The sequence below is a fragment of the Pseudomonas sp. SDT291_1_S447 genome (genome assembly GCF_054070155.1).
Map to the genome: position 1 here is coordinate 1 of NZ_JBSVXS010000064.1, position 23,898 is coordinate 23,898.

At 59.1% G+C, this 23,898-nt stretch carries 17 protein-coding genes; 13 read left to right on the forward strand and 4 right to left on the reverse strand.

Annotated elements, in window-relative coordinates:
• Positions 1 to 100: 100 nt before the first annotated feature.
• The 5 genes from ACW9IR_RS18915 to ACW9IR_RS18935 all read left to right on the forward strand — a co-directional run bounded on the left by ACW9IR_RS18915 (position 101) and on the right by ACW9IR_RS18935 (position 6,220).
• Positions 101 to 736, forward strand: a complete 636-nt coding sequence (locus tag ACW9IR_RS18915; protein ID WP_102901189.1) for an RluA family pseudouridine synthase — start codon at positions 101 to 103, stop codon at positions 734 to 736.
• Positions 737 to 934: 198 nt separating this feature from the next.
• Positions 935 to 2,224: a M18 family aminopeptidase gene (locus tag ACW9IR_RS18920; protein WP_457464623.1), complete on the forward strand. Its 1,290-nt coding sequence runs from the start codon at positions 935 to 937 to the stop codon at positions 2,222 to 2,224.
• 189 nt (positions 2,225 to 2,413) lie between these two features.
• On the forward strand, positions 2,414 to 2,590 hold the full coding sequence (locus tag ACW9IR_RS18925; RefSeq protein ID WP_175559679.1) for a hypothetical protein: 177 nt from the start codon (positions 2,414 to 2,416) through the stop codon (positions 2,588 to 2,590).
• A gap of 77 nt (positions 2,591 to 2,667) precedes the next feature.
• Complete coding sequence (locus ACW9IR_RS18930) at positions 2,668 to 4,821, forward strand: mechanosensitive ion channel family protein (protein ID WP_102901190.1); 2,154 nt, start codon at positions 2,668 to 2,670, stop codon at positions 4,819 to 4,821.
• Between the two features lie 64 nt (positions 4,822 to 4,885).
• Positions 4,886 to 6,220: an amidohydrolase gene (locus tag ACW9IR_RS18935; protein ID WP_457464626.1), complete on the forward strand. Its 1,335-nt coding sequence runs from the start codon at positions 4,886 to 4,888 to the stop codon at positions 6,218 to 6,220.
• Positions 6,221 to 6,786: 566 nt separating this feature from the next.
• Here ACW9IR_RS18935 and ACW9IR_RS18940 read toward each other — a convergent pair.
• Positions 6,787 to 7,500, reverse strand: coding sequence for a UTRA domain-containing protein (locus tag ACW9IR_RS18940; protein WP_102901192.1), 714 nt, complete (start codon positions 7,498 to 7,500; stop codon positions 6,787 to 6,789).
• Between the two features lie 350 nt (positions 7,501 to 7,850).
• Between ACW9IR_RS18940 and ACW9IR_RS18945 the strand changes: the two genes are divergently transcribed.
• The 6 genes from ACW9IR_RS18945 to ACW9IR_RS18970 all read left to right on the forward strand — a co-directional run bounded on the left by ACW9IR_RS18945 (position 7,851) and on the right by ACW9IR_RS18970 (position 13,209).
• Positions 7,851 to 8,918: an ABC transporter substrate-binding protein gene (locus tag ACW9IR_RS18945; RefSeq protein ID WP_007916337.1), complete on the forward strand. Its 1,068-nt coding sequence runs from the start codon at positions 7,851 to 7,853 to the stop codon at positions 8,916 to 8,918.
• A gap of 181 nt (positions 8,919 to 9,099) precedes the next feature.
• Complete coding sequence (locus tag ACW9IR_RS18950) at positions 9,100 to 9,906, forward strand: alkaline phosphatase family protein (RefSeq protein ID WP_102901193.1); 807 nt, start codon at positions 9,100 to 9,102, stop codon at positions 9,904 to 9,906.
• 5 nt (positions 9,907 to 9,911) lie between these two features.
• Positions 9,912 to 10,748, forward strand: a complete 837-nt coding sequence (locus ACW9IR_RS18955) for an ABC transporter permease (RefSeq protein WP_410479219.1) — start codon at positions 9,912 to 9,914, stop codon at positions 10,746 to 10,748.
• The gene (locus ACW9IR_RS18960) at positions 10,735 to 11,535 is read left to right on the forward strand and encodes an ABC transporter permease (RefSeq protein ID WP_007916333.1); all 801 of its coding nucleotides are present in this window, start codon (positions 10,735 to 10,737) and stop codon (positions 11,533 to 11,535) included. Before ACW9IR_RS18955 ends, ACW9IR_RS18960 begins: the two co-directional genes overlap by 14 nt.
• Positions 11,532 to 12,521 carry an ABC transporter ATP-binding protein gene (locus ACW9IR_RS18965; protein ID WP_457464629.1) on the forward strand — a complete coding sequence of 330 codons (990 nt, stop codon included), beginning with the start codon at positions 11,532 to 11,534 and terminating at the stop codon, positions 12,519 to 12,521. Before ACW9IR_RS18960 ends, ACW9IR_RS18965 begins: the two co-directional genes overlap by 4 nt.
• Positions 12,522 to 12,555: 34 nt before the next feature.
• Positions 12,556 to 13,209, forward strand: coding sequence for an HAD family hydrolase (locus ACW9IR_RS18970; RefSeq protein ID WP_122598943.1), 654 nt, complete (start codon positions 12,556 to 12,558; stop codon positions 13,207 to 13,209).
• A gap of 145 nt (positions 13,210 to 13,354) precedes the next feature.
• Here the strand turns inward: ACW9IR_RS18970 and ACW9IR_RS18975 are convergent, their stop codons facing one another.
• Complete coding sequence (locus ACW9IR_RS18975) at positions 13,355 to 14,317, reverse strand: zinc-binding dehydrogenase (protein WP_457464631.1); 963 nt, start codon at positions 14,315 to 14,317, stop codon at positions 13,355 to 13,357.
• Positions 14,318 to 14,455: 138 nt separating this feature from the next.
• Here ACW9IR_RS18975 and ACW9IR_RS18980 point away from each other — a divergent pair, with 138 nt between their 5' ends.
• Positions 14,456 to 16,540, forward strand: coding sequence for a carboxy terminal-processing peptidase (locus ACW9IR_RS18980; RefSeq protein ID WP_457464633.1), 2,085 nt, complete (start codon positions 14,456 to 14,458; stop codon positions 16,538 to 16,540).
• 134 nt (positions 16,541 to 16,674) lie between these two features.
• Entirely contained in the window at positions 16,675 to 18,465 is a 1,791-nt protein-coding gene (locus ACW9IR_RS18985; protein WP_457464635.1) for a bifunctional diguanylate cyclase/phosphodiesterase, read from the forward strand.
• A gap of 37 nt (positions 18,466 to 18,502) precedes the next feature.
• Here the strand turns inward: ACW9IR_RS18985 and ACW9IR_RS18990 are convergent, their stop codons facing one another.
• Both ACW9IR_RS18990 and ACW9IR_RS18995 read right to left on the reverse strand, forming a co-directional pair.
• Complete coding sequence (locus ACW9IR_RS18990; RefSeq protein ID WP_457464637.1) at positions 18,503 to 18,919, reverse strand: hypothetical protein; 417 nt, start codon at positions 18,917 to 18,919, stop codon at positions 18,503 to 18,505.
• An 8-nt stretch (positions 18,920 to 18,927) separates the two neighbouring features.
• Entirely contained in the window at positions 18,928 to 23,685 is a 4,758-nt protein-coding gene (locus ACW9IR_RS18995) for an RHS repeat-associated core domain-containing protein (protein ID WP_457464639.1), read from the reverse strand.
• Between the last annotated feature and the right edge of the window lie 213 nt (positions 23,686 to 23,898).

The window sequence follows — 23,898 nt, forward strand, 5'->3', positions numbered from 1 at the left end:
CTTTTGATCTTCAAAGTCAAAAGATCGCAGCCTTCGGCAGCTCCTACAGGGTTATCAGCAGTTCCGAGCCGCCGTTGGCATTTGTTACGAGGCTGTTTTAATGCCGCTGTCCAACATCCACATCCTCCATCAGGACGCCGCCGTACTGGTGGTGAACAAACCGACGTTGCTGCTCTCGGTGCCCGGTCGCGCTGACGACAACAAGGATTGCCTGATTACCCGTTTGCAGGAAAACGGCTACCCGGAAGCGCGCATCGTCCATCGCCTGGACTGGGAAACCTCCGGCATCATTCTGCTCGCCCGTGACGCCGACACGCACCGCGAATTGTCGCGCCAGTTTCACGACCGCGAAACCGAAAAGGCCTACACCGCTTTGGCCTGGGGTCAGCCGGAACTCGACAGCGGTAGCATTGACTTGCCTTTGCGCTACGATCCTCCGACCAAACCGCGTCATGTGGTCGACCACGAATTCGGCAAGCATGCGCTGACCTTCTGGCGTGTGCTGGAACGTTGCGGTGACTGGTGTCGCGTCGAACTGACACCGATCACCGGCCGCTCGCACCAGTTGCGCGTGCACATGCTGTCAATCGGGCATCCGCTGCTCGGCGACGGGCTCTACGCCCACGAGCAGGCGCTGGCGGCATGGCCACGCCTGTGCTTGCACGCGAGCATGCTCAGCTTCACCCATCCGCAAAGCGGCGAACGCCTGCGCTTCGAGTGCCCTGCACCGTTCTGACAGACCACACTGCCCCCCTGTGGGAGCGAGCCTGCTCGCGAAAGCAATTGATCAGTCGACATGAATGTTGAATGTGATACCGCTTTCGCGAGCAAGCTCGCTCCCACAGTTTTTTGCATGCATTTCAAGACCGCATGTCATGCCCCAAGCTTCAAGCCGATGCGTTAAACTCCCGCCCACTGCTGTCTGGAGTTTCTTATGCGCGAAGAGTTGAACCAAGGCCTGATCGACTTTCTCAAGGCCTCCCCTACCCCGTTCCACGCCACTGCCAGTCTGGTGCAGCGTCTGGAGGCTGCCGGTTATGTGCGCCTCGACGAGCGTGAGCCATGGACCACCGAGCCTAACGGCCGCTATTACGTCACCCGCAACGACTCTTCGATTGTCGCGATCAAAATGGGCCGTACTTCGCCACTGCACGGCGGCATCCGCCTGGTCGGCGCGCACACTGACAGCCCGTGCCTGCGGGTCAAGCCGCAACCGGAACTGCAGCGTCAGGGCTTCTGGCAACTCGGCGTTGAAGTCTACGGCGGCGCGCTGCTGGCACCGTGGTTCGACCGTGATCTGTCGCTGGCCGGCCGCGTCACCTTCCGTCGCGACGGCAAAGTCGAAAGCCAGTTGATCGATTTCAAGGCACCCATCGCGATCATTCCGAACCTGGCCATTCACCTCAACCGTGAAGCCAATCAGGGCTGGGCGATCAACGCGCAGACCGAACTGCCGCCGATCCTCGCGCAATTTGCCGGTGACGAGCGTGTGGATTTCCGCGCCGTGCTCACTGATCAACTGGCCCGCGAACATGGTTTGAACGCCGACGTCGTGCTCGATTACGAGCTGAGCTTCTACGACACGCAAAGTGCTGCGGTCATCGGCCTCAATGGCGACTTCATCGCCGGCGCGCGCCTCGATAACCTGTTGTCGTGCTTCGCCGGTCTGCAAGCCTTGCTCACCGCCGAAACCGACGAAACCTGCGTGCTGGTGTGCAATGACCACGAAGAAGTCGGCTCCTGCTCGGCCTGCGGTGCCGATGGCCCGATGCTCGAACAGACCCTGCGCCGCCTGCTGCCGGAAGGTGACGAGTTCGTCCGCACCATCCAGAAATCCCTGCTGGTCTCGGCCGACAACGCCCACGGCGTGCACCCCAACTACGCGGAAAAGCACGACGCCAACCACGGCCCGAAACTCAACGCCGGCCCGGTGATCAAGGTCAACAGCAACCAGCGCTACGCCACCAACAGCGAAACCGCCGGCTTCTTCCGCCATTTGTGCATGGCCGAAGAAGTCCCGGTGCAAAGCTTCGTGGTGCGCAGTGACATGGGCTGTGGCTCGACCATCGGCCCGATCACCGCCAGCCACCTCGGTGTGCGTACTGTCGATATCGGCCTGCCGACCTTCGCCATGCACTCGATCCGCGAACTGTGCGGCAGCCACGACCTGGCGCATCTGGTCAAAGTGCTGAGCGCGTTTTACGCCTGCCGCGAGTTGCCCTAAAAAGCTTCGCGAGCAGGCTCGCTCCCACCTTGGAATGCATTCCAAATGTGGGAGCCAGCCTGCTGGCGATGAGGCCAGTCAAGCCAATACAGATTTCACCCACGGGCTGACTCAATTCTGATACACATCAGAACCGCTCCACCAAAACCGACCTAGACTTACATCATTCATTTCGACAAGGCAGTCTCCATGATCTCGATGTCTTCGTTCCACGCCATGCTCATTCCGATTCTGAGCGGAATGATCCTGCTGGCCATCGGCTTCAACTTCCGTGACAAGAACGCCGGGGTGTTTGCCATGTGGGTCGGCATGCTCACGATCCTCGCCACGGTGGTGTACAAGATCCTCGCCAAACTCAACGAATAAATCCGCGCCCGGCTCGCAATGCATTAGTGGGCCTCGTACACTCCAGCGAATCCGCCCCTTGCGAGGTTGACCGCCTAGTGTTCGCTCGTCTTTTTGCTTTGCCCAGCCTGTTCCTCGTCTGCCTGATGACGCTGTTGCCGCTGGCCCCCGCCCACGCGGTCGGTTTGCCCGGTCTGCTCAACACCAACAAAGCCCAGCCCGAAGCGCAGGAGCCGCTCGGCCAGTCCCTCGACGAAGTCATCAAGTCGCTGGAAAACGACAAGCAACGCGCACAGTTGCTGACCGATCTGAAGAAGCTGCGCGACGCCACCAAAAAAGCCCAGGCCAGCCCTGAAGAAGGCGTGCTCGGCCTGATCGGCGGCACCCTGTCCAACTTCGAAAAACAATTTACCGGCGCCGACAGCCCGCTCAATCGCTGGGGCAACGAGTTCGACCTGGCCAAGGAAGAGCTGAGCGGCATGATGTTGCCGGCCAACGAATGGCTGCCGATCATCTTCGGCTTCGCCGTGATCCTCGCCGTGTGGAGCCTGCTCGCCGCCGCGCTGATCTGGCTCGGCCATCGGGTACGCATGCGCTTTGGCCTCACTGAAGAACTGCCGCAACACCCAAAAGCCCTCGACATGCTGCGCTTTGCATTACGCAAGCTCGGGCCGTGGCTGATCGCGTTGGTGATGACGGTTTACATGAGCTACGCATTGCCGTCTTCACTGGGCAAAAGCCTGGCGATGGTGCTGGCTTATGCACTGGTGGTCGGCACCTGTTTCTCGGCGATCTGCGTGATCGCGTTTTCCCTGCTCGATGGCCCGCATCGCCATCGGGCGCTGTACATCCTGCGTCATCAGGCGTTCCGGCCGCTGTGGCTGATCGGCAGCTTCGCCGCGTTCGGTGAGGCGCTGAACGATCCACGCCTGATCGAAAGCCTCGGCGTGCACCTGGCCCACACCGCCGCGACCATCGCCAATGTCCTCGCGGCGCTGTCGACCGGTCTGTTTATCCTGCGTTTCCGCCGACCGATTGCGCACCTGATCCGCAACCAGCCGCTGTCGCGACGCCTGACCCGCCGCGCCCTCAGCGACACCATCGAAATCCTCGGCACCTTCTGGTACGTGCCGGCGCTGGTGCTGGTCGGCATCTCGCTGTTCGCCACGTTCGTTTCCGCCGGCGACACCAGCACCGCCTTGCGCCAGTCATTGATCTGCACCGTGTTGCTGGTGATGTGCATGGTGATCAACGGCCTCGTGCGCCGCCACTCACTGAAACCGCAACGCGGACCGAAACGCCACGCGCTGTACTCCGAACGCCTGAAAAACTTCTTCTACACCCTCGCGCACCTGGTGGTCTGGCTGGTCTTCATCGAACTCGGCCTGCGCGTGTGGGGCCAGTCACTGATCGGTTTCGCCGAGGGCGAAGGGCATGATGTCAGCGTCAAACTGTTCAGCCTGATCGGCACACTGATTTTCTCCTGGCTGATCTGGATCCTCGCCGACACCGCCGTACATCACGCCCTTACCCGCTCGCGCAAAGGTCTGGCGAATGCCCGTGCGCAAACGATGATGCCGCTGATCCGCAACGTGCTGTTCGTGGCGATTTTCATCATTGCGCTGATCGTCGCGCTGGCGAACATGGGAATGAACGTCACGCCACTGCTGGCCGGTGCCGGTGTGATCGGTCTGGCCATCGGTTTCGGCGCGCAGTCGCTGGTCGCGGACTTGATCACCGGCCTGTTCATCATCATCGAAGACTCGCTGGCCATCGATGACTACGTCGATGTCGGCGGCCACCTCGGCACCGTCGAAGGCCTCACCATCCGCACCGTGCGCCTGCGCGACATCGACGGCATCGTCCACACCATCCCGTTCAGCGAAATCAAAAGCATCAAGAACTACTCACGGGAGTTCGGCTACGCGATCTTCCGCGTCGCGGTGCCGTACAACATGGAAATCGACGACGCGATCAAACTGATGCGCGAAGTCGGTCAGAAGATGCGTACCGATCCACTGCAACGGCGCAATATCTGGTCGCCGCTGGAGATACAGGGTGTCGAGAGTTTCGAGTCCGGCAGCGCGATTCTGCGCGCGCGGTTCAAGACCGCGCCGATCAAACAGTGGGAAGTGTCCCGAGCCTTCAACCTGTCGCTCAAGCGCCATCTCGACGAAGCCGGACTCGATCTGGCAACGCCACGCATGAGCGTGCAAGTGATCACTGCCGGTGGCGGCGAGCCGAAGGAATAGCACTCAAGCGCGCGGTTGCAGTCACAGGCAGGGAAGCCCGACAACAATAATCAAGGAGAAACCGATGCAACTGACGCGCATTGCCCAAGCCGTTCTACTCAGCCTGTTCGCCAGCCACGCTGGCGCCGCGACGTTGGAAAGCACCCGCATAACGATCGCCGAACAGGCGCAAAAACTCGAACCGGAACTGCTGGAAACCCGCCGCGACATCCACGCTCATCCAGAACTCGGCAATACGGAAAAACGCACCGCCGAACTGGTCGCCAAACAACTCAAGGCCATGGGCCTGGAAGTCAAAACCGGCGTCGCCCGCACCGGTGTAGTTGCCGTCCTCAAAGGCGCCCTGCCCGGCCCGACCGTGGCACTGCGCGCCGACATGGACGCACTGCCGGTCAAGGAAGTCTCCGACCTGCCGTTCGCCTCGAAAGCCAAAGGCACCTACCTCGACAAAGAAGTCGACGTCATGCACGCCTGCGGCCACGACGCCCACACCGCGATCCTGCTGAGCACGGCGAAAATTCTCACGGGCATGCGCGACACCCTGCCCGGCACCGTGGTGTTCTATTTCCAGCCCGCCGAAGAAGGCCCGAGCGACTTCATCCCCGACGGCAAAAACACCTGGGGCGCGAAAATGATGGTCGAGGAAGGCGTGATGAAATCACCGAAACCCGACGCCGTTTTCGGCCTGCACGTCTGGGCCGGCATCCCCGCCGGCCAGATCGCCTACCGCCCAGGCGCCACCCTCGCCAGCTCCGACGATCTACGGATCAAAATCCTCGGCAAACAAACCCACGCCGGCCGCCCATGGGACGGCATCGACCCGATCACCGTCGGCGCACAAACCATCGTCGGCCTGCAAACCGTGGTCAGCCGCCGCACCGATATCTCGTCTTATCCCTCGGTGGTCAGCATCGGCACCATCAACGGCGGAACGCGCTACAACATCATTCCCGAATCCGTGGACATGACCGGCACGATCCGCTCCTACGACTACGGCATCCGCCAGAAACTGCACGCCGACGTCCGCCAGACCGTGGAAAAAATCGCCGAAAGCGGTGGCGCGAAAGCCGACGTCACCATCATCGAAAAATACGACCCGACCATCAACAACCCGGCACTGACGGAAAAGATGCTGCCGACGTTGAAGTGGGCGGCCAAGGATGATGTGGTGAATGCACCGCTGGTGGGCGGCGCGGAAGACTTCTCGTTCTTTGCCAAAGAAGCGCCCGGGTTGTTTGTGTTTCTCGGCGTGACGCCGCGGGATCAGGACATGAGCAAGGCTGCGCCGAATCACAATCCGGGGTTCTTTGTGGATGAATCGGCGCTGGTGGTCGGCGTGAGGACATTGGCTTCGTTGGCGACGGATTATTTGTATGCCAATGCGCGGGCGGGCAAATAGGGATGAGGTGACTGTGGGGGCGCTTTCGCGAGCAGGCTCGCTCCCACATTTGGACCGTGTGCAGCCTGTCAGAAACAGGTCGGCTGTCAGGCCGCCATCGCGAGCAGGCTCACTCCTACAAGGGATCGAGTACATCCGCAAGAAACAGGTCGGCTGTCAGGCCGCCATCGCCGGCAAGCCAGCTCCCACAGGGATTGAGTCCAACCGGTAAACCTATATCGCTTCTTCTTCTCACCACTCAACACAATGAGCGCAAGCTCGAGTACCGCTCTTGATCTTGATCCACGGGCGACGTCGGAAGGCTGAGTGGAGGGATTGATCCGGGGGTGGGAGCGCAGCGACCGTTTGGCGAAGCCAAACACAGCGAGAGGAGGTGCAGCGAAGCAAACCGTAGGCGCTGCGCCCGGATCGATCCCGGAGCGAAGGGACCCCGAGCTTTAGCGAGCGGGCCGGACGTAGGAGCAAGCCTTTTTGGTTACTTTTTCGGCGTCTGGAAAAAGTGACCCGCCGTAAGGGCGGAACCCTAATCAGCAACACCCGCAGCAACGGATCTACCCCCAAAACGCTCAAACAACATCCACCCCGACATGAATCGCATCATGCCGCCAAAACTCCAGATCACAATCAATCAACCGCTCATGCTGATCATAATTAACCCGAGCAATCCGCAACCCCGGACTCCCCACCGACACCCGTAAAGCCGCCGCCGCATCCACCGACAACGACGTAGGCACAATCTCAAAGCGCACCCGCCCATAGTGCAAATCGTAATGCCGCGCATACAACTCGGTCATCGACTGATTCAAATCAAACCCCAGAATCCCCGGAAAAAACTGCGGATTCAAATAATGCTCAACATAAAGCACCAACCGCCCATCAATGCGCCGCGATCGGCAAATCTGAATCACGCTCGACAACGCCGGCAACTGCAACCACGCGCAAACCGCCGCCGAAGCCGGCTGCAACCGCGCCGAAATCACCTCGGTCGACGGCACCCGCCCCTGCGCACTGACCATCGCGTGAAAATGACTGCGTTGCATCAGGTTATAGGCCAGACGCGGCGGCGAAACGAACCAGCCACGGCGCTCCTCTCGATAAATCTGCCCCTGCGCCTCCAACTGCAACAACGCCTCACGCACAGTAATCCGTGTGGTACCGAACAACTCACTGAGCTTGCGCTCGGCCGGCAACTTGCTGCCCGCCGCCAACAACCCGTGATCGAGTTGCTCCTGCAACACCTGGCCAATGGCTGTCACCGCTTTTGTTGCCTCATCGCGCATCAACGTTACCTATCTGGACTAGACCAGCACTGTTTCGGGGCAAAACCGCACGGCGATCAAGCCGTTTTCTGATGATGCAAGCCTAGGCAGTGCAGATGACCGAGAGATGACAAAACTACCGAACGGTCGTCCTCACGACTTGCAATACATCGGCCAATTCCCTGCTCTGCGGGGCTTTGAGCATGGTCTACGCTTACTTGGCACCCGCCGATACCGGGCAAATAAACGGCCTGCCGCAGGGCTGCCGACATCAAAGTGTCATCCAGCCCCCTTAAATTGGCTCAGGTATTGCTGACCTAGACCAACAACCACCGCAAACGCAGCGTTGAACACGACCAAGGAGCTTCGGAATGAAACAGCTTTTCCTGGCAACACTGTTAGGCTCGACCATTGCAATGTGTACCTCGGCCATGGCCGCCGGCACCGATCTGAAAACCCTCGAAGCCGCTGCGAAAGCGGAAGGCGCCGTCAACAGTGTCGGCATGCCCGATGACTGGGCCAACTGGAAAGGCACCTGGGAAGACTTGGCCAAAACCTACGGCCTCAAGCACATCGACACCGACATGAGTTCCGCCCAGGAAATCGCCAAGTTCGCCGCCGAGAAAGACAATGCCACCGCCGACATCGGCGACGTCGGTGCCGCCTTCGGCCCGATCGCGGTCAAGCAAGGCGTGGTGCAACCGTACAAGCCAAGCACCTGGGATCAAGTCCCGGACTGGGCCAAGGACAAGGACGGCAACTGGGCGCTGGCCTACACCGGCACCATCGCCTTCATCGTCAACAAAAAACTCCTGCACGGCTCCGAAGTACCGACCAAATGGGCTGACCTCAAGGGCGGCAAATACAAGGTCTCGATCGGTGACGTGAGCACCGCCGCCCAAGCCGCCAACGGCGTTCTGGCTGCCGCACTGGCCAACGGTGGCGACGAGAAAAACATCAAGCCTGCGCTGCTGCTGTTCGCCGACATCGCCAAGCAAGGTCGCCTGTCGATGGCCAACCCGACCATCGCCACCATGGAAAAAGGCGAGATCGAAGTCGGTGTGGTCTGGGACTTCAACGGCCTCAGCTACAAAGCCAAAATGGCCAACCCGGATGACTACGTGGTGCTGATCCCGTCCGACGGCTCGGTGATTTCCGGCTACACCACGATCATCAACAAGTACGCGAAAAACCCGAACGCCGCCAAGCTGACCCGCGAATACATCTTCAGCGACGCCGGCCAGACCAACCTCGCCCGCGGCAACGCCCGCCCGATCCGTGCCGAACACCTGCAACTGCCGGAAGACGTGAAAGCCAAACTGCTGCCGAACGAGCAGTACAAGAAAGTGACTCCGATCAAAGACGCCGATGCGTGGGAGAAGACCTCCAAAGCCCTGCCACAGCAGTGGAACGAGGAAGTCATCGTAGAGATGAAATAAACCGACTGATCACTACTGCGTGATCTGTTGAAGATCCAAATGTGGGAGCGAGCCTGCTCGCGAAGGCGTCGTGTCAGTCGACATCAATGTTGAATGATTTGCCTCATTCGCGAGCAGGCTCGCTCCCACAGGGGATCTCGGCTGAATCTGAAATTTCCTGTTTCGCGGAGTTTTTGCCCCTATGAAGCACAACGTCATCCTTGTCGTGCTCGACGGCCTCAACTACGAGGTCGCGCGTCACGCCATGGGGCATCTGCAGGCTTATGTTGGCGCAGGACGCGCCGCGCTCTACCAGTTGGAGTGCGAACTGCCGGCCCTGTCCCGACCGCTTTATGAATGCATCCTCACCGGCGTGCCGCCGATCGACAGCGGCATCGTCCACAACAACGTCTCGCGCCTGTCCAATCAGCGCAGCATTTATCACTACGCCCGCGATGCTGGTTTGAAAACTGCTGCGGCGGCGTATCACTGGGTTAGCGAGTTGTATAACCGTTCGCCGTTCGTGGCAGCACGCGACCGGCACACCGACAATCTGTCGCTACCGATCCAGCACGGGCATTTCTACTGGAGCGATCACTACCCGGATTCGCATCTGTTCGCCGACGCGGAAAACCTGCGCCTGCGCCACGACCCGAACTTCCTGCTGATTCACCCGATGAACATCGACGACGCCGGACACAAACACGGTCTCGATTCTTCGCAGTACCGCAACAGCGCGCGCTTCGCCGACATCATCCTCGCCGATTATCTGCAGAGCTGGCTCGACGCTGGCTATCAGGTGTTGGTGACCGCCGACCACGGCATGAACAACGATCGCTCGCACAACGGCCTGTTGCCAGAAGAGCGCCAAGTGCCACTGTTTGTCCTCGGTGACGCGTTCAGCCTCGACGCCGACGCAGCTCCGAAGCAAACGGAAATCTGCGGCACGGTCTGCGAACTGCTCGGCGTGCCCCATGACAAACCTGTGTGCCGGGAATTGCTCAAGTGAACTCAATGACTCGCGGCAAATGGCTGGCAGCCCTGTGCGTAGTGCCTTTCGCACTGTTCTTTATCGTCTTCGAAATCGCCCCACTGACCTGGGTGATGATCAGCAGTCTGCAATCGGAAGAGTTCGGCTGGGGCTTGGCCAACTTCAGCAAGATCTTCAGTTCGAAATTCTATTTGCAGGCGATCCAGTACAGCCTCGAAATCAGTTTCTGGTCGAGCGTGTTCGGCATCATCATTGCCGTACTGGGTGCGTATTCCCTGCGCCGGGTCGATTCGAAACTGCGCAATTTCGTGAATGCCTTCGCCAACATGACCAGCAATTTTTCCGGCGTACCCTTGGCCTTCGCGTTCATCATCCTGCTCGGTTTCAACGGCAGCATCACCATCATGCTCAAGCAGTCGGGGATCATTCAGGATTTCAACCTGTACTCGAAAACCGGCCTGATCATCCTTTACACCTACTTTCAGATTCCCCTCGGCGTGCTGCTGCTCTACCCCGCCTTCGACGCCTTGCGTGAAGACTGGCGCGAATCTGCCGCACTGCTTGGTGCCAATGGCTGGCAGTTCTGGCGGCACATCGGTCTGCCGGTGCTGACCCCGGCGCTGCTCGGTACGTTCGTGATCCTGCTGGCCAACGCCCTCGGCGCGTATGCCACGGTGTACGCGTTGACCACGGGCAACTTCAACGTGCTGCCGATCCGTATTGCGGCAATGGTCTCCGGCGATATTTCCCTCGACCCGAATCTGGCCAGCGCCCTGGCCGTGGTGCTGGTGGCGCTGATGACCATCGTCACCGTCGTGCATCAACTGCTGTTGAAGAGGAGCTACCATGTCTCGCGCTGAATCCGGCCCGGCCGGCCTCTACCACCGCGTCGTGGTTTACCTGCTGTTTGCCATCCTCTTGCTGCCACTCGTGGGCACATTGGTCTACTCGATCGCCAGCAGTTGGTCGGCGACCATTCTGCCCAGCGGCTTCACCTTCAAGTGGTACATCCAATTGTGGAGCGATCCGCGCTTTCTTCACGCATTCGGCCAGTCATTGCTGGTCTGCGTCGGTGCGCTGGTGTTGTCGGTGGTGTTGATCCTGCCGCTGCTGTTCGTGGTGCATTACCACTTTCCGAAACTCGATGCGCTGATGAACATCCTCATCCTGCTGCCCTTCGCGGTGCCGCCGGTGGTGTCTTCAGTGGGACTGCTGCAACTCTACGGTTCCGGGCCGATGGCGATGGTCGGCACGCCGTGGATTCTGATCGGTTGCTACTTCACCGTGGCCCTGCCGTTCATGTACCGGGCGATCACCAACAATCTGCAAGCGATCAACCTGCGCGACCTGATGGACGCCGCGCAACTGCTCGGTGCCAGCACCTTTCAGGCAGCGTTTCTGGTGGTGTTGCCGAATCTGCGCAAAGGCCTGATGGTCGCGTTGCTGCTGTCGTTTTCGTTCCTGTTTGGTGAGTTCGTGTTTGCCAACATCCTCGTCGGCACCCGCTACGAAACCCTGCAGGTTTACCTGAACAACATGCGTAACAGCAGCGGTCACTTCACCAGTGCGCTGGTTATTTCGTATTTCTTTTTCGTGCTGGTCCTGACCTGGATCGCCAACATCTTGAACAAGGACAAAAGCGAATGAGCTATGTCAGCGTCCAACACCTGCAGAAAAGCTACGCCGGCACGACCGTGTTCAGCGACATCGACTGCGAAATCAACAAGGGTGAATTCGTCACCCTGCTCGGCCCCTCCGGTTGCGGCAAATCCACACTGCTCCGTTGCATCGCCGGCCTGACACCGGTCGATGGCGGCAAGATCCTCCTCGATGGCGTCGATATCGTGCCGTTGAGTCCGCAGAAACGCGGGATCGGCATGGTGTTTCAGAGCTATGCGCTGTTCCCCAACATGACCGTGGAACAGAACGTTGCCTTCGGTTTGCGCATGCAGAAGGTCAATGCCGACGACAGCCATAAACGCGTTTCCGAGGTGTTGAAACTGGTTGAACTGAACGACTTCGCCAACCGCTATCCGCATCAGTTATCCGGTGGCCAATGTCAGCGCGTAGCCCTTGCCCGTTCACTGGTGACGCGTCCGCGATTGTTGCTGCTGGATGAGCCGCTGTCTGCACTGGATGCACGCATTCGTAAGCACCTGCGTGAACAGATCCGCCAGATTCAGCGCGAACTCGGCCTGACGACGATTTTCGTTACCCACGATCAGGAAGAAGCGCTGACCATGTCTGACCGGATTTTCCTGATGAATCAGGGAAAAATCGTACAAAGCGGCGATGCCGAAACCCTCTACACCGCCCCCGTCGATGTGTTCGCCGCCGGCTTCATCGGCAACTACAACCTGCTCGATGCCGACGACGCATCGAAGCTGTTGCAGCGCCCGATCAACCACCGCATCGCGATTCGCCCGGAAGCCATCGAGCTGAGCCTGGAAGGCGAACTCGACGCGCAGATCCGCAGCCACAGCCTGCTCGGCAACGTGATCCGCTATCGCATCGAAGCGCGCGGCGTGGAACTGGTGGTGGATGTGCTCAACCGCTCGGCCGCCGATCTGCATCCCGACGGTCAGCGTTTGGCGCTTTCCATCGATCCGACGGCCCTGTGTGAGGTAGCCTGATGACTTTGCTGACGTTGAAGAGAGAACTGCACTGATGGCCCTGGCAATTTTTGATCTGGACGAAACGTTGATCCACGGCGACTGCGCCACCCTCTGGAGCGAGCAGATGGGGCGCCTGGGCTGGGTCGATCCTGAATCGTTCATGCGCAAGAACAACGAACTGATGGACGCCTACAGCCATGGCAAATTGCGCATGGAAGACTACATGGAGTTCAGCCTGGAACCGCTCATCGGCCGCACACCGGAAGAAGTCGAGCATCTGGTTGGCCCATGGGTGGAAGACTTCATTGAACCGATCATCTTCAGCGACGCGACCAAAACCATCGCAGCCCACCGCAAGGCCGGCGACCGGATTCTGGTGATTTCGGCGTCGGGCACGCATCTGGTCAGACCGATTGCCGATCGACTGGGCATCGATGAAATTCTCGGTATCGAACTGGAAGTCGCCCACGGCGTTTACAGCGGCCACACCGTCGGCACCCTGACCTACCGCGAAGGCAAGATCACCCGTTTGCTGGAATGGCTGGATGCTGAAGAGGAAAACCTGGAAGGCGCGAGTTTCTATTCCGACTCACGCAATGATCTGCCGTTGTTGCTGAAGGTGGATTTCCCGCACGTGGTCAACCCGGATCCAGTGCTGCTTGAGCACGCCGAAAAAGCCGGCTGGCCAATCCACCTCTGGAAATGACAAAGATTTAATCTGCACAGGCAGGCTGATATTCCATACCTGAGTTCGACCCGATGCATCAGGTCGATGCAACTCGACAGAACAACCCGGTCAGTCCCCTCTCCCTTTGGGAGAGGGTTAGGGTGAGGGGCTTTTTGCCTTGATCTCAGCTCAGACTTTCGTCAATCACCAACACCAGTTTGCCCGCCACCGTATTACTCGCCAACTCCGCAAACGCCGCCTCGGCATCCTTCACCGCAAACGCCTTGGCCAACTGCGGACTCAAACGCCCCTCGGCAAACAGCGGCCACACCTGCTGGCCCAGATCACTCAACAAATCCGCCTTGAACTGATCATCACGGCTGCGCAACGTCGAACCCAGTAGTTGCACACGCTTGGCCAACACCTGCGCCAGATCCAGCTTCGCCTCACGACCACCCATCAAACCGATCAACACCCAACGCCCGTCCAGCGCCATCAGCTTGAGATTCAATGCCGAATAATTGCCGCCGACCGGATCGAGGATCACATCGAACGGCCCAAAATCGCGCAGGCTCTCCAGATCATCGGTGCGCACCACCCCGCCCTGCGCGCCCAGCGCCTCACAGTAGGCCAAACGCTCGGCCGAACCGACGCTGACCCAACATGGATTGCCAAACGCCTTGCACAACTGAATCGCGGCTGAACCGATTCCACTTGCGCCGGCGTGCAAGAGAACTTTCTCACCCGGTTTGAGCGCCGCAAGTTGAAACACATTCAGCCAGACTGTTGCATAAACCTCGGGCAATGCCGCGGCCTCAATCAGCGAGACGCCTTCGGGAATCGGCAGCACGTGCCGCCCGTCGACGACCACCTCTTCGGCCATGCCACCCCCGGCCAGCAAGGCGCAAACCCGATCGCCGACCTGCCACGCACTGCCCGCGCCGACCTCGCTGATCACCCCGGAACACTCAAGACCGAGCACCTGGCTGGCCCCTGGCGGTGGCGGATAAAGCCCTGCTTTCTGTAATAAATCGGCGCGATTGAGGCCCGCTGCCGCCACTCGGATGCGGACTTGTCCTACATCACACGTAGGACTCGGCTCTTCAACCCATGCCACTTGACCGTCAACGCCTTGCAATGCCTTCACAGTGCCTCCATAGTGAGTCTGGACTGAGCCCGAAGCTGTAGCGCCGGGCTTTTTGCATTATGCGACCGGCTCTCGTAGAACCGGCGACTTCAAAGACGGCCTAATATGCGTTATCAATTGTCCCCGCGTCGAATCAGCATGAAGCATTTGCTCCCCAGCACCGCCCTCGCTCTTTTCATCGGTATCGGTTTGTTGCCGGTGTCGGGCAATACATTCGCAGCCAACAGCTGGGACAAATTGCAGCCTGATCGCGATGAAGTCATCGCCAGTCTGAACGTCGTCGAGTTGCTCAAGCGTCACCACTACAGCAAGCCGCCGCTTGACGATGCCCGCTCGGTAATCATCTACGACAGCTACATAAAGCTGCTGGATCCGTCGCGCAGCTACTTCATGGCCAGCGACATCGCCGAGTTCGACAAGTGGAAGACCCAGTTCGACGACTTCCTCAAAAGCGGCGACCTCAATGCCGGGTTCACCATCTACAAGCGCTACCTGGACCGCGTCAAGGCGCGTCTGGACTTCGCCCTTGCCGAGCTGAACAAAGGCGTCGACAAGATGGATTTCAACACCAAGGAGACCTTGCTGATCGATCGCAAGGACGCCCCTTGGCTGAAATCCACCGCAGAGCTGGATGACCTGTGGCGCAAACGCGTCAAGGACGAAGTCCTGCGCCAGAAGATCGCCGGCAAAGAGCCGAAGCAGATCCAGGAAACCCTGACCAAGCGCTACAAGAACCAGTTGGCGCGCCTGGATCAGACCCGTCCGGAAGACATCTTCCAGGCGTACATCAACACCTTCGCCATGTCCTACGATCCGCACACCAACTATCTGTCGCCGGATAACGCGGAAAACTTCGACATCAACATGAGCCTGTCCCTCGAGGGCATCGGTGCCGTGTTGCAGAGCGACAACGACCAGGTGAAAGTCGTGCGTCTGGTGCCGGCAGGCCCGGCCGACAAGACCAAACAGGTCGCCCCGGCCGACAAGATCATCGGCGTTGCCCAAGGCAACAAGGAAATGGTCGACGTGGTCGGCTGGCGTCTGGATGAAGTGGTCAAGCTGATCCGTGGTCCGAAAGGCACCGTAGTGCGTCTGGAAGTGATTCCGGCGAGCAATGCACCGAACGACCAGACCACCAAGATCGTGCCGATCACCCGTGAAGCGGTGAAGCTCGAAGATCAGGCCGTGAAGAAGTCCGTGCTCAACCTGAAACAGGACGGCAAGGACTACAAACTCGGCGTCATCGAGATTCCAGCCTTCTACCTCGACTTCAAGGCCTTCCGTGCCGGTGATCCGGACTACAAGAGCACGACCCGCGACGTCAAGAAGCTGCTCACCGAGCTGCAGAAAGACAAAGTCGACGGCGTGGTCATCGACCTGCGCAACAACGGCGGCGGTTCCCTGCAGGAAGCCACCGAGCTGACCAGTCTGTTCATCGACAAAGGCCCGACCGTACTCGTGCGTAATGCCGATGGCCGTGTCGACGTACTCGAAGACGAAAACCCGGGCGCGTTCTACAAAGGTCCGATGGCACTCTTGGTCAACCGCCTGTCCGCCTCGGCTTCGGAGATTTTCGCCGGCGCCATGCAGGACTACCACCGCGCGCTGATCATCGGTGGCCAGACCTTCGGTAAAGGCACCGTGCAGACCATTCAGCCGCTGAACCATGGTGAACTGAAACTGACACTGGCCAAGTTCTACCGGGTTTCCGGTCAGAGCACCCAGCATCAGGGCGTGTTGCCGGACATCGACTACCCGTCGTTGATCGACACCAAGGAAATCGGTGAGAGCGCACTGCCGGAAGCCATGCCGTGGGACACCATCCGCGCGGCAATCAAACCGGCGGCCGATCCGTTCAAGCCGTACCTGGCGCAGCTCAAGTCCGAACATGACACGCGCACCGCCAAGGATGCCGAGTTCGTGTTCATCCGTGACAAGCTGGCCCTGGCGCAGAAACTGATGGAAGAAAAAACCGTCAGCCTTAACGAAGCCGAGCGTCGCGCGCAACACACCGATATCGACGCCAAGCAACTGGCCATGGAAAACATCCGTCGCAAAGCCAAAGGCGAAGAGCCGCTCAAAGAGCTGAAGAAAGAAGACGACGACGCCCTCTCGGCCGCCGAGCCGGACAAGGTCAAACCAGAAGACGATGCCTACCTGAGCGAAACCGGGCGAGTACTGCTGGATTACCTGAAGCTGAGCAATCAGGTGGCCAAGAAGTAAGGTGATGGCAATTTAATGCTGACGATCCCCGGATCGTCATCAAACAGTCATCATTCTGTCGTGCAATAAAGGACTGGGAGCCACTCTCTTCATCGAGAGCGCTCCCAGTCCTTTTTTTATCGCCAGAGATTGCCATGACCACGACCGAACAGCTGAGTGCCTTGAGCTCGATCCTGACTCAAAGCGGATTACACAGCCTGTTCCAACCGATCATCTCTCTCTCCGAACGGCGCATTCTCGGCTACGAAGCCCTCACGCGCGGCCCTTCCAACAGCCCTCTTCACTCGCCGATCGCGCTGTTCGCCGTGGCGCGCCAGGCCGGGCGTTTGAGCGAACTGGAGATCGCCTGCCGCCAGAGCGCTTGCCGTCGCTTCAACGAGCAGCAACTGCCGGGCAAACTGTTTCTCAACGTCTCGCCGGAATCCTTGCTTGAAGCCGCGCATCAACCGGGGCGCACGTTGCAGTTGCTGCAGGATTTCGGCATTCCTCCGAGTCAGGTGGTCATCGAGCTGACCGAACAGACACCCATCGACGATTTTCAGTTGCTGCAAACGGCCTTGCATCACTATCGGGCGATGGGATTTTCCATTGCACTGGATGATCTCGGTGCCGGCTATTCCAGCCTGCGGTTATGGTCGGAGCTGCGCCCGGATTACGTGAAGATCGATCGGCACTTCATCGATGGCATTCATCAGGACGCGCTGAAGCGCGAGTTCGTCGGCTCGATCCTGCAAATCGCCAAAGCCTCTCGCGCGCAAGTCATCGCCGAAGGCATCGAACTGCCGGAAGAACTCGCGGTGCTGACTGAAATGGGCGTCGATCTGGTGCAGGGCTACCTGCTCGGTCGTCCTCAGGAACATCCACCCCGCGACGCCCGCGCCTTGATGCCCAAACACGACAGCAGCAGCGTTGCGCTGAACGACGAAGGCAGCGACCTCAGCGCCCTGCTCAACGACCAACCGGCCGTGCATCGCGACACACCGACCGCCACCGTGCTGGAAGCCTTCCGCCGCCAGGCCAACCTTAACTCCCTGGCGGTACTCGACGAACAAGGCCAGCCCTGCGGCATCGTCCACCGCCACTCGCTATCGGATGCCCTGCTCAAACCGTTCGCCACCGACCTGTTCGCGCGCAAACCGATCAGCCGCTTGATGAACGACGACTTCCTCGCGGTGGAAATGAGCCAGTCGCTGCAACAGGTCAGCCGCCTGATCACCAGCCGCGCCCGCCAGCGCATCGAAGAAGACTTCATCATCACCCTCAACGGCGGCTACCTCGGCCTCGGGCGGGTGATCGATGTACTCAAACTGATCACCGAACTGAAGATCCAACAAGCGCGCTACGCTAATCCACTGACCTTGTTGCCGGGTAATGTGCCGATTCAGCAATGCCTGACGCGGTTGCTGCAGCAGGGGCGCGAGTCGGTCATTTGCTATGTCGATATCGACAGTTTCAAACCCTTTAACGATATCTACGGGTACGGACGGGGTGATGAAGTTCTGCTGTGTCTGGCGCAATGCCTCAACGAGCGGGTGGACCCGACCCGTGACTTCGTTGGCCATATCGGCGGTGACGACTTCCTGCTCGTCCTAGGCCCGGAAGACTGGCGCAAACGCCTCAATCAATTGCTCGACGACTTTCAAAGCCAATGCCGCCGTTTCTACCGGCCCGAACACCTTGAGGCGGGATGCTTTATTGCGCCGAATCGCCAAGGGGTGCGGCAGGAGTTTCCGCTGTTGTCACTGTCTATTGGTGTCGTTCATCTGCACCCAGAAGCCTGCGCGCACCTTGATGCTAGCCAACTCGCGGAGATGGCCTCGCAGGCGAAGCATCATGCGAAGAATGTTCCGGGGTATAGCGTGCATGTGATTGATAGTCTCACCGCTCCAGACCTCCATCCATCGCAACTAGTCGGCCAACGTTGATTTCTTCAACTTCGCGAATTAGCCAGATCAATCAAAATCACCATTGTGTTTGATCTTCAAGACTCGCCCGAAGTAAATCATCCTTCCATGATTCACTTACGACTTCGTATATATGTTCAAAAAAACCACGAGCGTCTATTATTTGTGTTTCGTCCCACGCGAGCACTCTCGGATCTTCATAGTCACTTTCAAACTCTCCAGAAAAATCAAAACAAGCATCCTGCAAATGGCTTTCAATGAGATTGTAAATCAAATATCTATGACGATAGGTTAAATAATCAAACTCAGGAACAATGAAATTTTTAATTATTTCTTGTCGATCATCATACTTATTTGGATCGTAATCCCATAATGCCTGACCAAGCGTCTCTTCCCGATCATAAATCGATATTCCACTCAGAACGTTAGAGAGCCGGGGCTCATATGGCAATCTTGTAAATGGTAGCATCAACATAAGTTCACCTATCTTGGAAAGCCAGTAAATGGTCGTGTAACATCTCGCTTATCAAACTTCACTTCTGCCCCATCCAAGCTATCTATATAACGAGGATTGCTTAGATCTCTTGTATTGGGCTTGTAGCCACGGCCTGCCCCTGGCAGTTTCATCCTAACAATAGGGTTTTGGTCAGCATCATATCCTGTCGGCTCAGGATTTTTTTTATGCATTCTAGATAAAGCAAAATGCAACGCTCGAAATTGCATCATCCAACTACTGAATTGAGAGCTCGGGCCCACCATCCCTCTAACGCCTTTTTTTGTTGGATGCGAGCCGTCTATTGACCTCTGCTTTAAAGCTGCATCATCAATCTCTGGCCCATGTTTTTCTACTGAGTGCATTCTGTATTGTCTGTTCCAAGCTAATACCTGACGCTTAGCTTCAGCTTCATTTTGCGGCCCATCTTTGCCAACAGCCGGAACGACAGGCAACCCTTGATTTACATTAGGCTTGTTAGCCTGAGTTGGTACTGAGCACTTCTGGTTCTTATTTTTTTTGGGCGGCGGACAATTGGAGCTCAACCCCAACGGATCCACCCACCCCGTCGGATTCGGCACGTACTGGTACTGATTCAACCCCCCGGCCAACTTGATCGGATCCGGCGTCAAATACCGCCCCAACCTCGGGTCGTAATACCGGTGGCGGTTGTAGTGCAGGCCGCTTTCGCCGTCGAAGTATTGCCCCTGAAAACGCAGCGGCTGGTTCAGGTAGTCCTCGCCGGCGAGGGTCAGCGCGGCGACTTTGCCGTAGGCGTCGTATTGCGCGGACCAGACAATGTCGCCGCTGTAGTCGGTGAGTTCCTGCGGGGTGCCGAGGTGGTCGAGTTGGTAGTAGAAGGGGCAGGCTTTTTTCGGGCCTTTGCCGTCGAGCAGCGCCAGCGGACGGAAGGTGCCGGGTTCGTAGACGTAGCTGCGGTATTCGCTTTCGCTGCTTTCGGCGACGAGGTGATCGCCTTGCCAGAAGAACTCGGTGGTCTCGCTATTGACGGTTTTGCTGATGCGTCGGCCGAAGGCGTCGTAGCGATAGCTGGCGGTCTGGCCGTCGGGGCGGGTCAGGCCGATCAGACGGTGTTGGCTGTCGTAGCGGTATTCGGTGACGAGGGTCTGCGCGCGGCCACGACGTTCGCGGATCAGGTTGCCGAAGGCGTCGTAGTCGTAGTGGCGGTCGCCCTGCATGAGCAGGCGATTGCCTTTGATCTGGCTCGGGCCGGGGCGGTCCTGCATCAGCAGGTTGCCGGCCGGGTCGTGGGCGAAGGATTCCGGCAGTTCATCGCGCGAGTGGCGTACGCGGATGAGGCGGTCGAGGGCGTCGTAGCCGTAGGTGCGCTGGCCGTGGCGGCTGTCGGCGATGTGCGCGAGATTGCCGTTGGCGTTGTAGGCATAATCGCGGCGGTACAACGCATCGCGCTGATGGCCTACGGCGTGGGCGAGTAATCGTCCCTGATCGTCGTAGGTATATTCGCTGAGCAGCAGGCCTTGCTGACGTTGTTGTTCGCGACCGGACTGGTAGACGTGACGGGTCAGCGGCGTGCCGTTGAGGTCGATGTCGGTCAGCGCGCCACCCTTGGCGTGGCGGTAGTCGAGCACGCTGTTGTCCGGCAGGCGCATGCGCTTGAGCTGACCGCAGGCGTCGTAGCGGTAGCGCAGGGTGCCCCAGCCTTGATGCTCGGTGATCAGCCGGTCCTGACGGTCGTACTCGAAGGCCAGCGGGTGTTGCTGGCCGTCGTCGACACCGATCAAACGGCCGAGGCGATCGTATTGATAGCTGACCTTGATGCCGTCGGGCAGGGTTTTGAGCAGAAGACGCCCGGCAGCATCGCGCTCATAAGCGGTGACCAGTTGCGAACCGTCATCACCGAACTCGGTCTTTTCCAGCAGATGGCCGTTGAGGTCATAGGCGTACTCGGTGCGGCGGCCGTCAAAACCGCTTTCCTGACGAATCAGCCCGGTCGGCGTGTAATCCAGCCGATACTTTTCCCCGGATTCGTTTTCGATCTCGGTGAGCAGCAGTTGCGCATGGTCGTAGCGGTACTGCACCCGCGTGCCGTCGGGGTTGATCCGCCGCGAGACCAGGTGCAGGTCGTCGTATTCGTAGCGGGTGATGCGCCCCAGTTCATCGCGCTCGGCAGTAACCTGACCGTAGGCGCCGTAGCTGTAGGCGCGGGTGCTGCCGGTAGGAAAAGTCGTCTGGGTCAGTCGGCCTGCGGCGTCCCAGTGCTGACGGGTGACTGCACCGTGTTCGTCCGCAGTCGTGGTCCGCCGCCCCAGTGCATCGTAGGAAAAACGCCGCACGCCACCGTCGGGCAGCGTTTCCTCGGTCAACTGGCCGAGGGCATTCCAGACCAGCCGATGCCGGCTGCTGTCCGGGTAGCGGATCGACAGCAACTGACCCCGGGTGTCGTAGTAGTAATGGGTGACCTGACCGTCAGGGTCGACCGCTTCGGTGACATCGCCTTCGGCATTGCGCCGGTAGATCCACACCGCCTCGCCGCGGGAGCGCTTGTGCAGGAAACCGTTGCGATACTCGTAGGACGTGGGCGCATCAACAGCAGGAATCAGCGCGATCAGCCGTCCGACCTCGTCGTAGCGGTATTCGGTGACCGCACCCAAGGCATCCTGCTCGGCGATCAAGCGCCCCGAGGAGTCATAGGCCTTGAGCTGTTCACCACCGTCGGCCTCGACCTTACGCACCAACCGCGCACGATCATCGTGGACGTAAGTCTCTTCGGTGCCATCGACGTAATGCACCGCCACGCTGCCGTCGTCATTCCAGACGTAACGCGTGTCCATTTGCGAAAACGACGCCCAGTGGCGCACGCACCGTGCGGCTTTCCCCGACCGCTCCCACTCCCAGAAAAAACTCGCGCCACCGGCCAGTTGCCGCTGCAGAATCACGTGAGCGTCGTCGTAGTCGTAGCGCTCGCTGTCACCGACGGCGTTAGTCGCTTCGATCAGGTGCCGGTAAGCGTCGTAGCGGTAACTGATCAGCGCCTGTTCGGTACTCCAGGCACCGTCGCGAAACACCTGGTAATCCACACCAACCAACTGCGCCCGGTCATACCGCAACAACAGCGAACGCCCGGCGCCGTTATCCAGTCGCTGCACCCGGTCAGAGCGATCGCGCTGCACCGTCAGACGATTGCCATAGGCATCGCTGATCGCCGTCAGCCGTCCTGCGCGAAAGTGATAAAACCGCGCTGTTTCCCCGGCCAGCGCGAGGATCAGTTCCTCCGGTTCATCACCCAGAAAAATCGCCGCCCGCGACAGGCTGTTGTGAATCGCCGGGCGTGCAGCACTGGGCAACGGAAAACGGGTACGCCGGTTTTCATGGTCGACCCAGACCACAAAGTCACCCTCAAACGCCAGCCGATGCGCCAGCGAATGACTCCAGCCAAAGCCCAACCCGACATCGATCTCGGCGGCACTGGAGCGATACAACCGCGCGAACTCAAACGGCAACACGCCATCGAGCACGGCATCAGTCAGGGTCAGCAGTTCTTCGCCAGTAACCATCGACACCGGACAACCGTTGGTGCAGGTGCGGGGCACGCAATCGGCGCTGTCGCCGTTGGGGTTTTTCGCTTGATCCGGCGAGTCGTCGTGATGCTCGTCTTTCTTCAACAAGGTGTTGCGCTGCGCATGCCAGCGCAATTGCATCCGGCCCTTTTTCACCCCGGCGGCGATGCCTTGGGCGGCAACGGTTTTGTATTGATCGACGTATTTGATGAACCCTTCGACGATGCCGAACATCGCCTTCACCAAACGCTTCACCGCCGACAGCAATTGCACGGCGCGGTCCGCCAGACGCAGCGTCAGATAAGCGATGCCTGCGCCACCACTGACGAACGTCAAGACGACGCTGATCAGCACATCGATGAGCAACTGCACCATCATCATCGACGCCGCTTCAGCGGTTTTGCCGGCGACTTCACTGGGCGGCAGCATCTCCAGCCAAAGGCTGGCAGTGCGCAGCAATAAACACAGTGCGGCTTCGTCACTGACCAGCAGTTGCAGCTTCTGCATGACCTCGGGCGCAGTTTTCGCCAGCTCGATCAGATCCGCCGCGCCACTGCCCAAGCGCTCAGCAAACTGGCCGGGGTCCTGGAGAATGTCCGAGAGCAGGCCGATGCTGTCCCACACCCCCTCGATGGCCGCCCAACTCCCGGCCAGCATGCCGTTGCCTGCCGACATCGCCACCGACTGCGACCACTGCGGTTTGAAACCCTTCCACTCACTGCGCAGCCAGCCATCCAGCTCAGCGGTCAGGCCGTCATAGGCTTTGAAAAGATCCTCGACCTGATCCGGAGTGACATCGCTGTGCACCTGCACCCGGTAGAACTTGCCAGGTATTCCTTTGAATGAGCCCTTTCCTTGCGCATCAAGGGTGATGGGGGTGGTTGCGCCACCGTCCATGGCGATCACATCGACCACGATGTTGCCGAGCGGAATGTCGTACACCGACTCGAATTTGCTTTCGATCAGCATCGGGCCGCTCTCCGGGCACTGGACGACGCCGGAGAAAAATTCGTTGTCAGTGCTGCTGACGGCAGTGCTATCGGAGCCGAAGCGAATGATTCGCTCCATGCCCATCAGCGACGGCAGATCTGCGGCGTGGCTGACCTTGTCCGCCGCTCGACTGGCCCAATGCTTGAGCTGCTCGCGGTAGAGGCTGAGGGTGGCGGGAAAGCTGTCGAGTGCTTGCTCGATGCGGGTGACGGCTTCCATCAGCGCACGCGAGTGTGCGAAGTGGACTGAATAAGCGGGTCAAACATGAGCGTTCCCTCGCGCAAAAATTAGGCGCGGGAACTGTGCGGGGGATCAATCAGGAAAGAAGTCAGGCAAGTAGGCGATGACTGTAGGACTTATCTGTAAAGCATCAGCAGCAGCTAAACAGATGCGCAAAAACACAAACGCGGCGTGAGGAAAACCTCACGCCGC

Bases quoted from the DNA above. Each gene is read 5' to 3' on its own strand.
- ACW9IR_RS18915 (WP_102901189.1), top strand. From the start codon at position 101: ATGCCGCTGTCCAACATCCACATCCTCCATCAGGACGCCGCCGTACTG.
- ACW9IR_RS18920 (WP_457464623.1), top strand. From the start codon at position 935: ATGCGCGAAGAGTTGAACCAAGGCCTGATCGACTTTCTCAAGGCCTCC.
- ACW9IR_RS18925 (WP_175559679.1), top strand. From the start codon at position 2,414: ATGATCTCGATGTCTTCGTTCCACGCCATGCTCATTCCGATTCTGAGC.
- ACW9IR_RS18935 (WP_457464626.1), top strand. From the start codon at position 4,886: ATGCAACTGACGCGCATTGCCCAAGCCGTTCTACTCAGCCTGTTCGCC.
- ACW9IR_RS18940 (WP_102901192.1), bottom strand. From the start codon at position 7,500: ATGCGCGATGAGGCAACAAAAGCGGTGACAGCCATTGGCCAGGTGTTG.
- ACW9IR_RS18945 (WP_007916337.1), top strand. From the start codon at position 7,851: ATGAAACAGCTTTTCCTGGCAACACTGTTAGGCTCGACCATTGCAATG.
- ACW9IR_RS18950 (WP_102901193.1), top strand. From the start codon at position 9,100: ATGAAGCACAACGTCATCCTTGTCGTGCTCGACGGCCTCAACTACGAG.
- ACW9IR_RS18955 (WP_410479219.1), top strand. From the start codon at position 9,912: ATGACTCGCGGCAAATGGCTGGCAGCCCTGTGCGTAGTGCCTTTCGCA.
- ACW9IR_RS18960 (WP_007916333.1), top strand. From the start codon at position 10,735: ATGTCTCGCGCTGAATCCGGCCCGGCCGGCCTCTACCACCGCGTCGTG.
- ACW9IR_RS18965 (WP_457464629.1), top strand. From the start codon at position 11,532: ATGAGCTATGTCAGCGTCCAACACCTGCAGAAAAGCTACGCCGGCACG.
- ACW9IR_RS18970 (WP_122598943.1), top strand. From the start codon at position 12,556: ATGGCCCTGGCAATTTTTGATCTGGACGAAACGTTGATCCACGGCGAC.
- ACW9IR_RS18980 (WP_457464633.1), top strand. From the start codon at position 14,456: ATGAAGCATTTGCTCCCCAGCACCGCCCTCGCTCTTTTCATCGGTATC.
- ACW9IR_RS18985 (WP_457464635.1), top strand. From the start codon at position 16,675: ATGACCACGACCGAACAGCTGAGTGCCTTGAGCTCGATCCTGACTCAA.
- ACW9IR_RS18990 (WP_457464637.1), bottom strand. From the start codon at position 18,919: ATGTTGATGCTACCATTTACAAGATTGCCATATGAGCCCCGGCTCTCT.
- ACW9IR_RS18995 (WP_457464639.1), bottom strand. From the start codon at position 23,685: ATGGAAGCCGTCACCCGCATCGAGCAAGCACTCGACAGCTTTCCCGCC.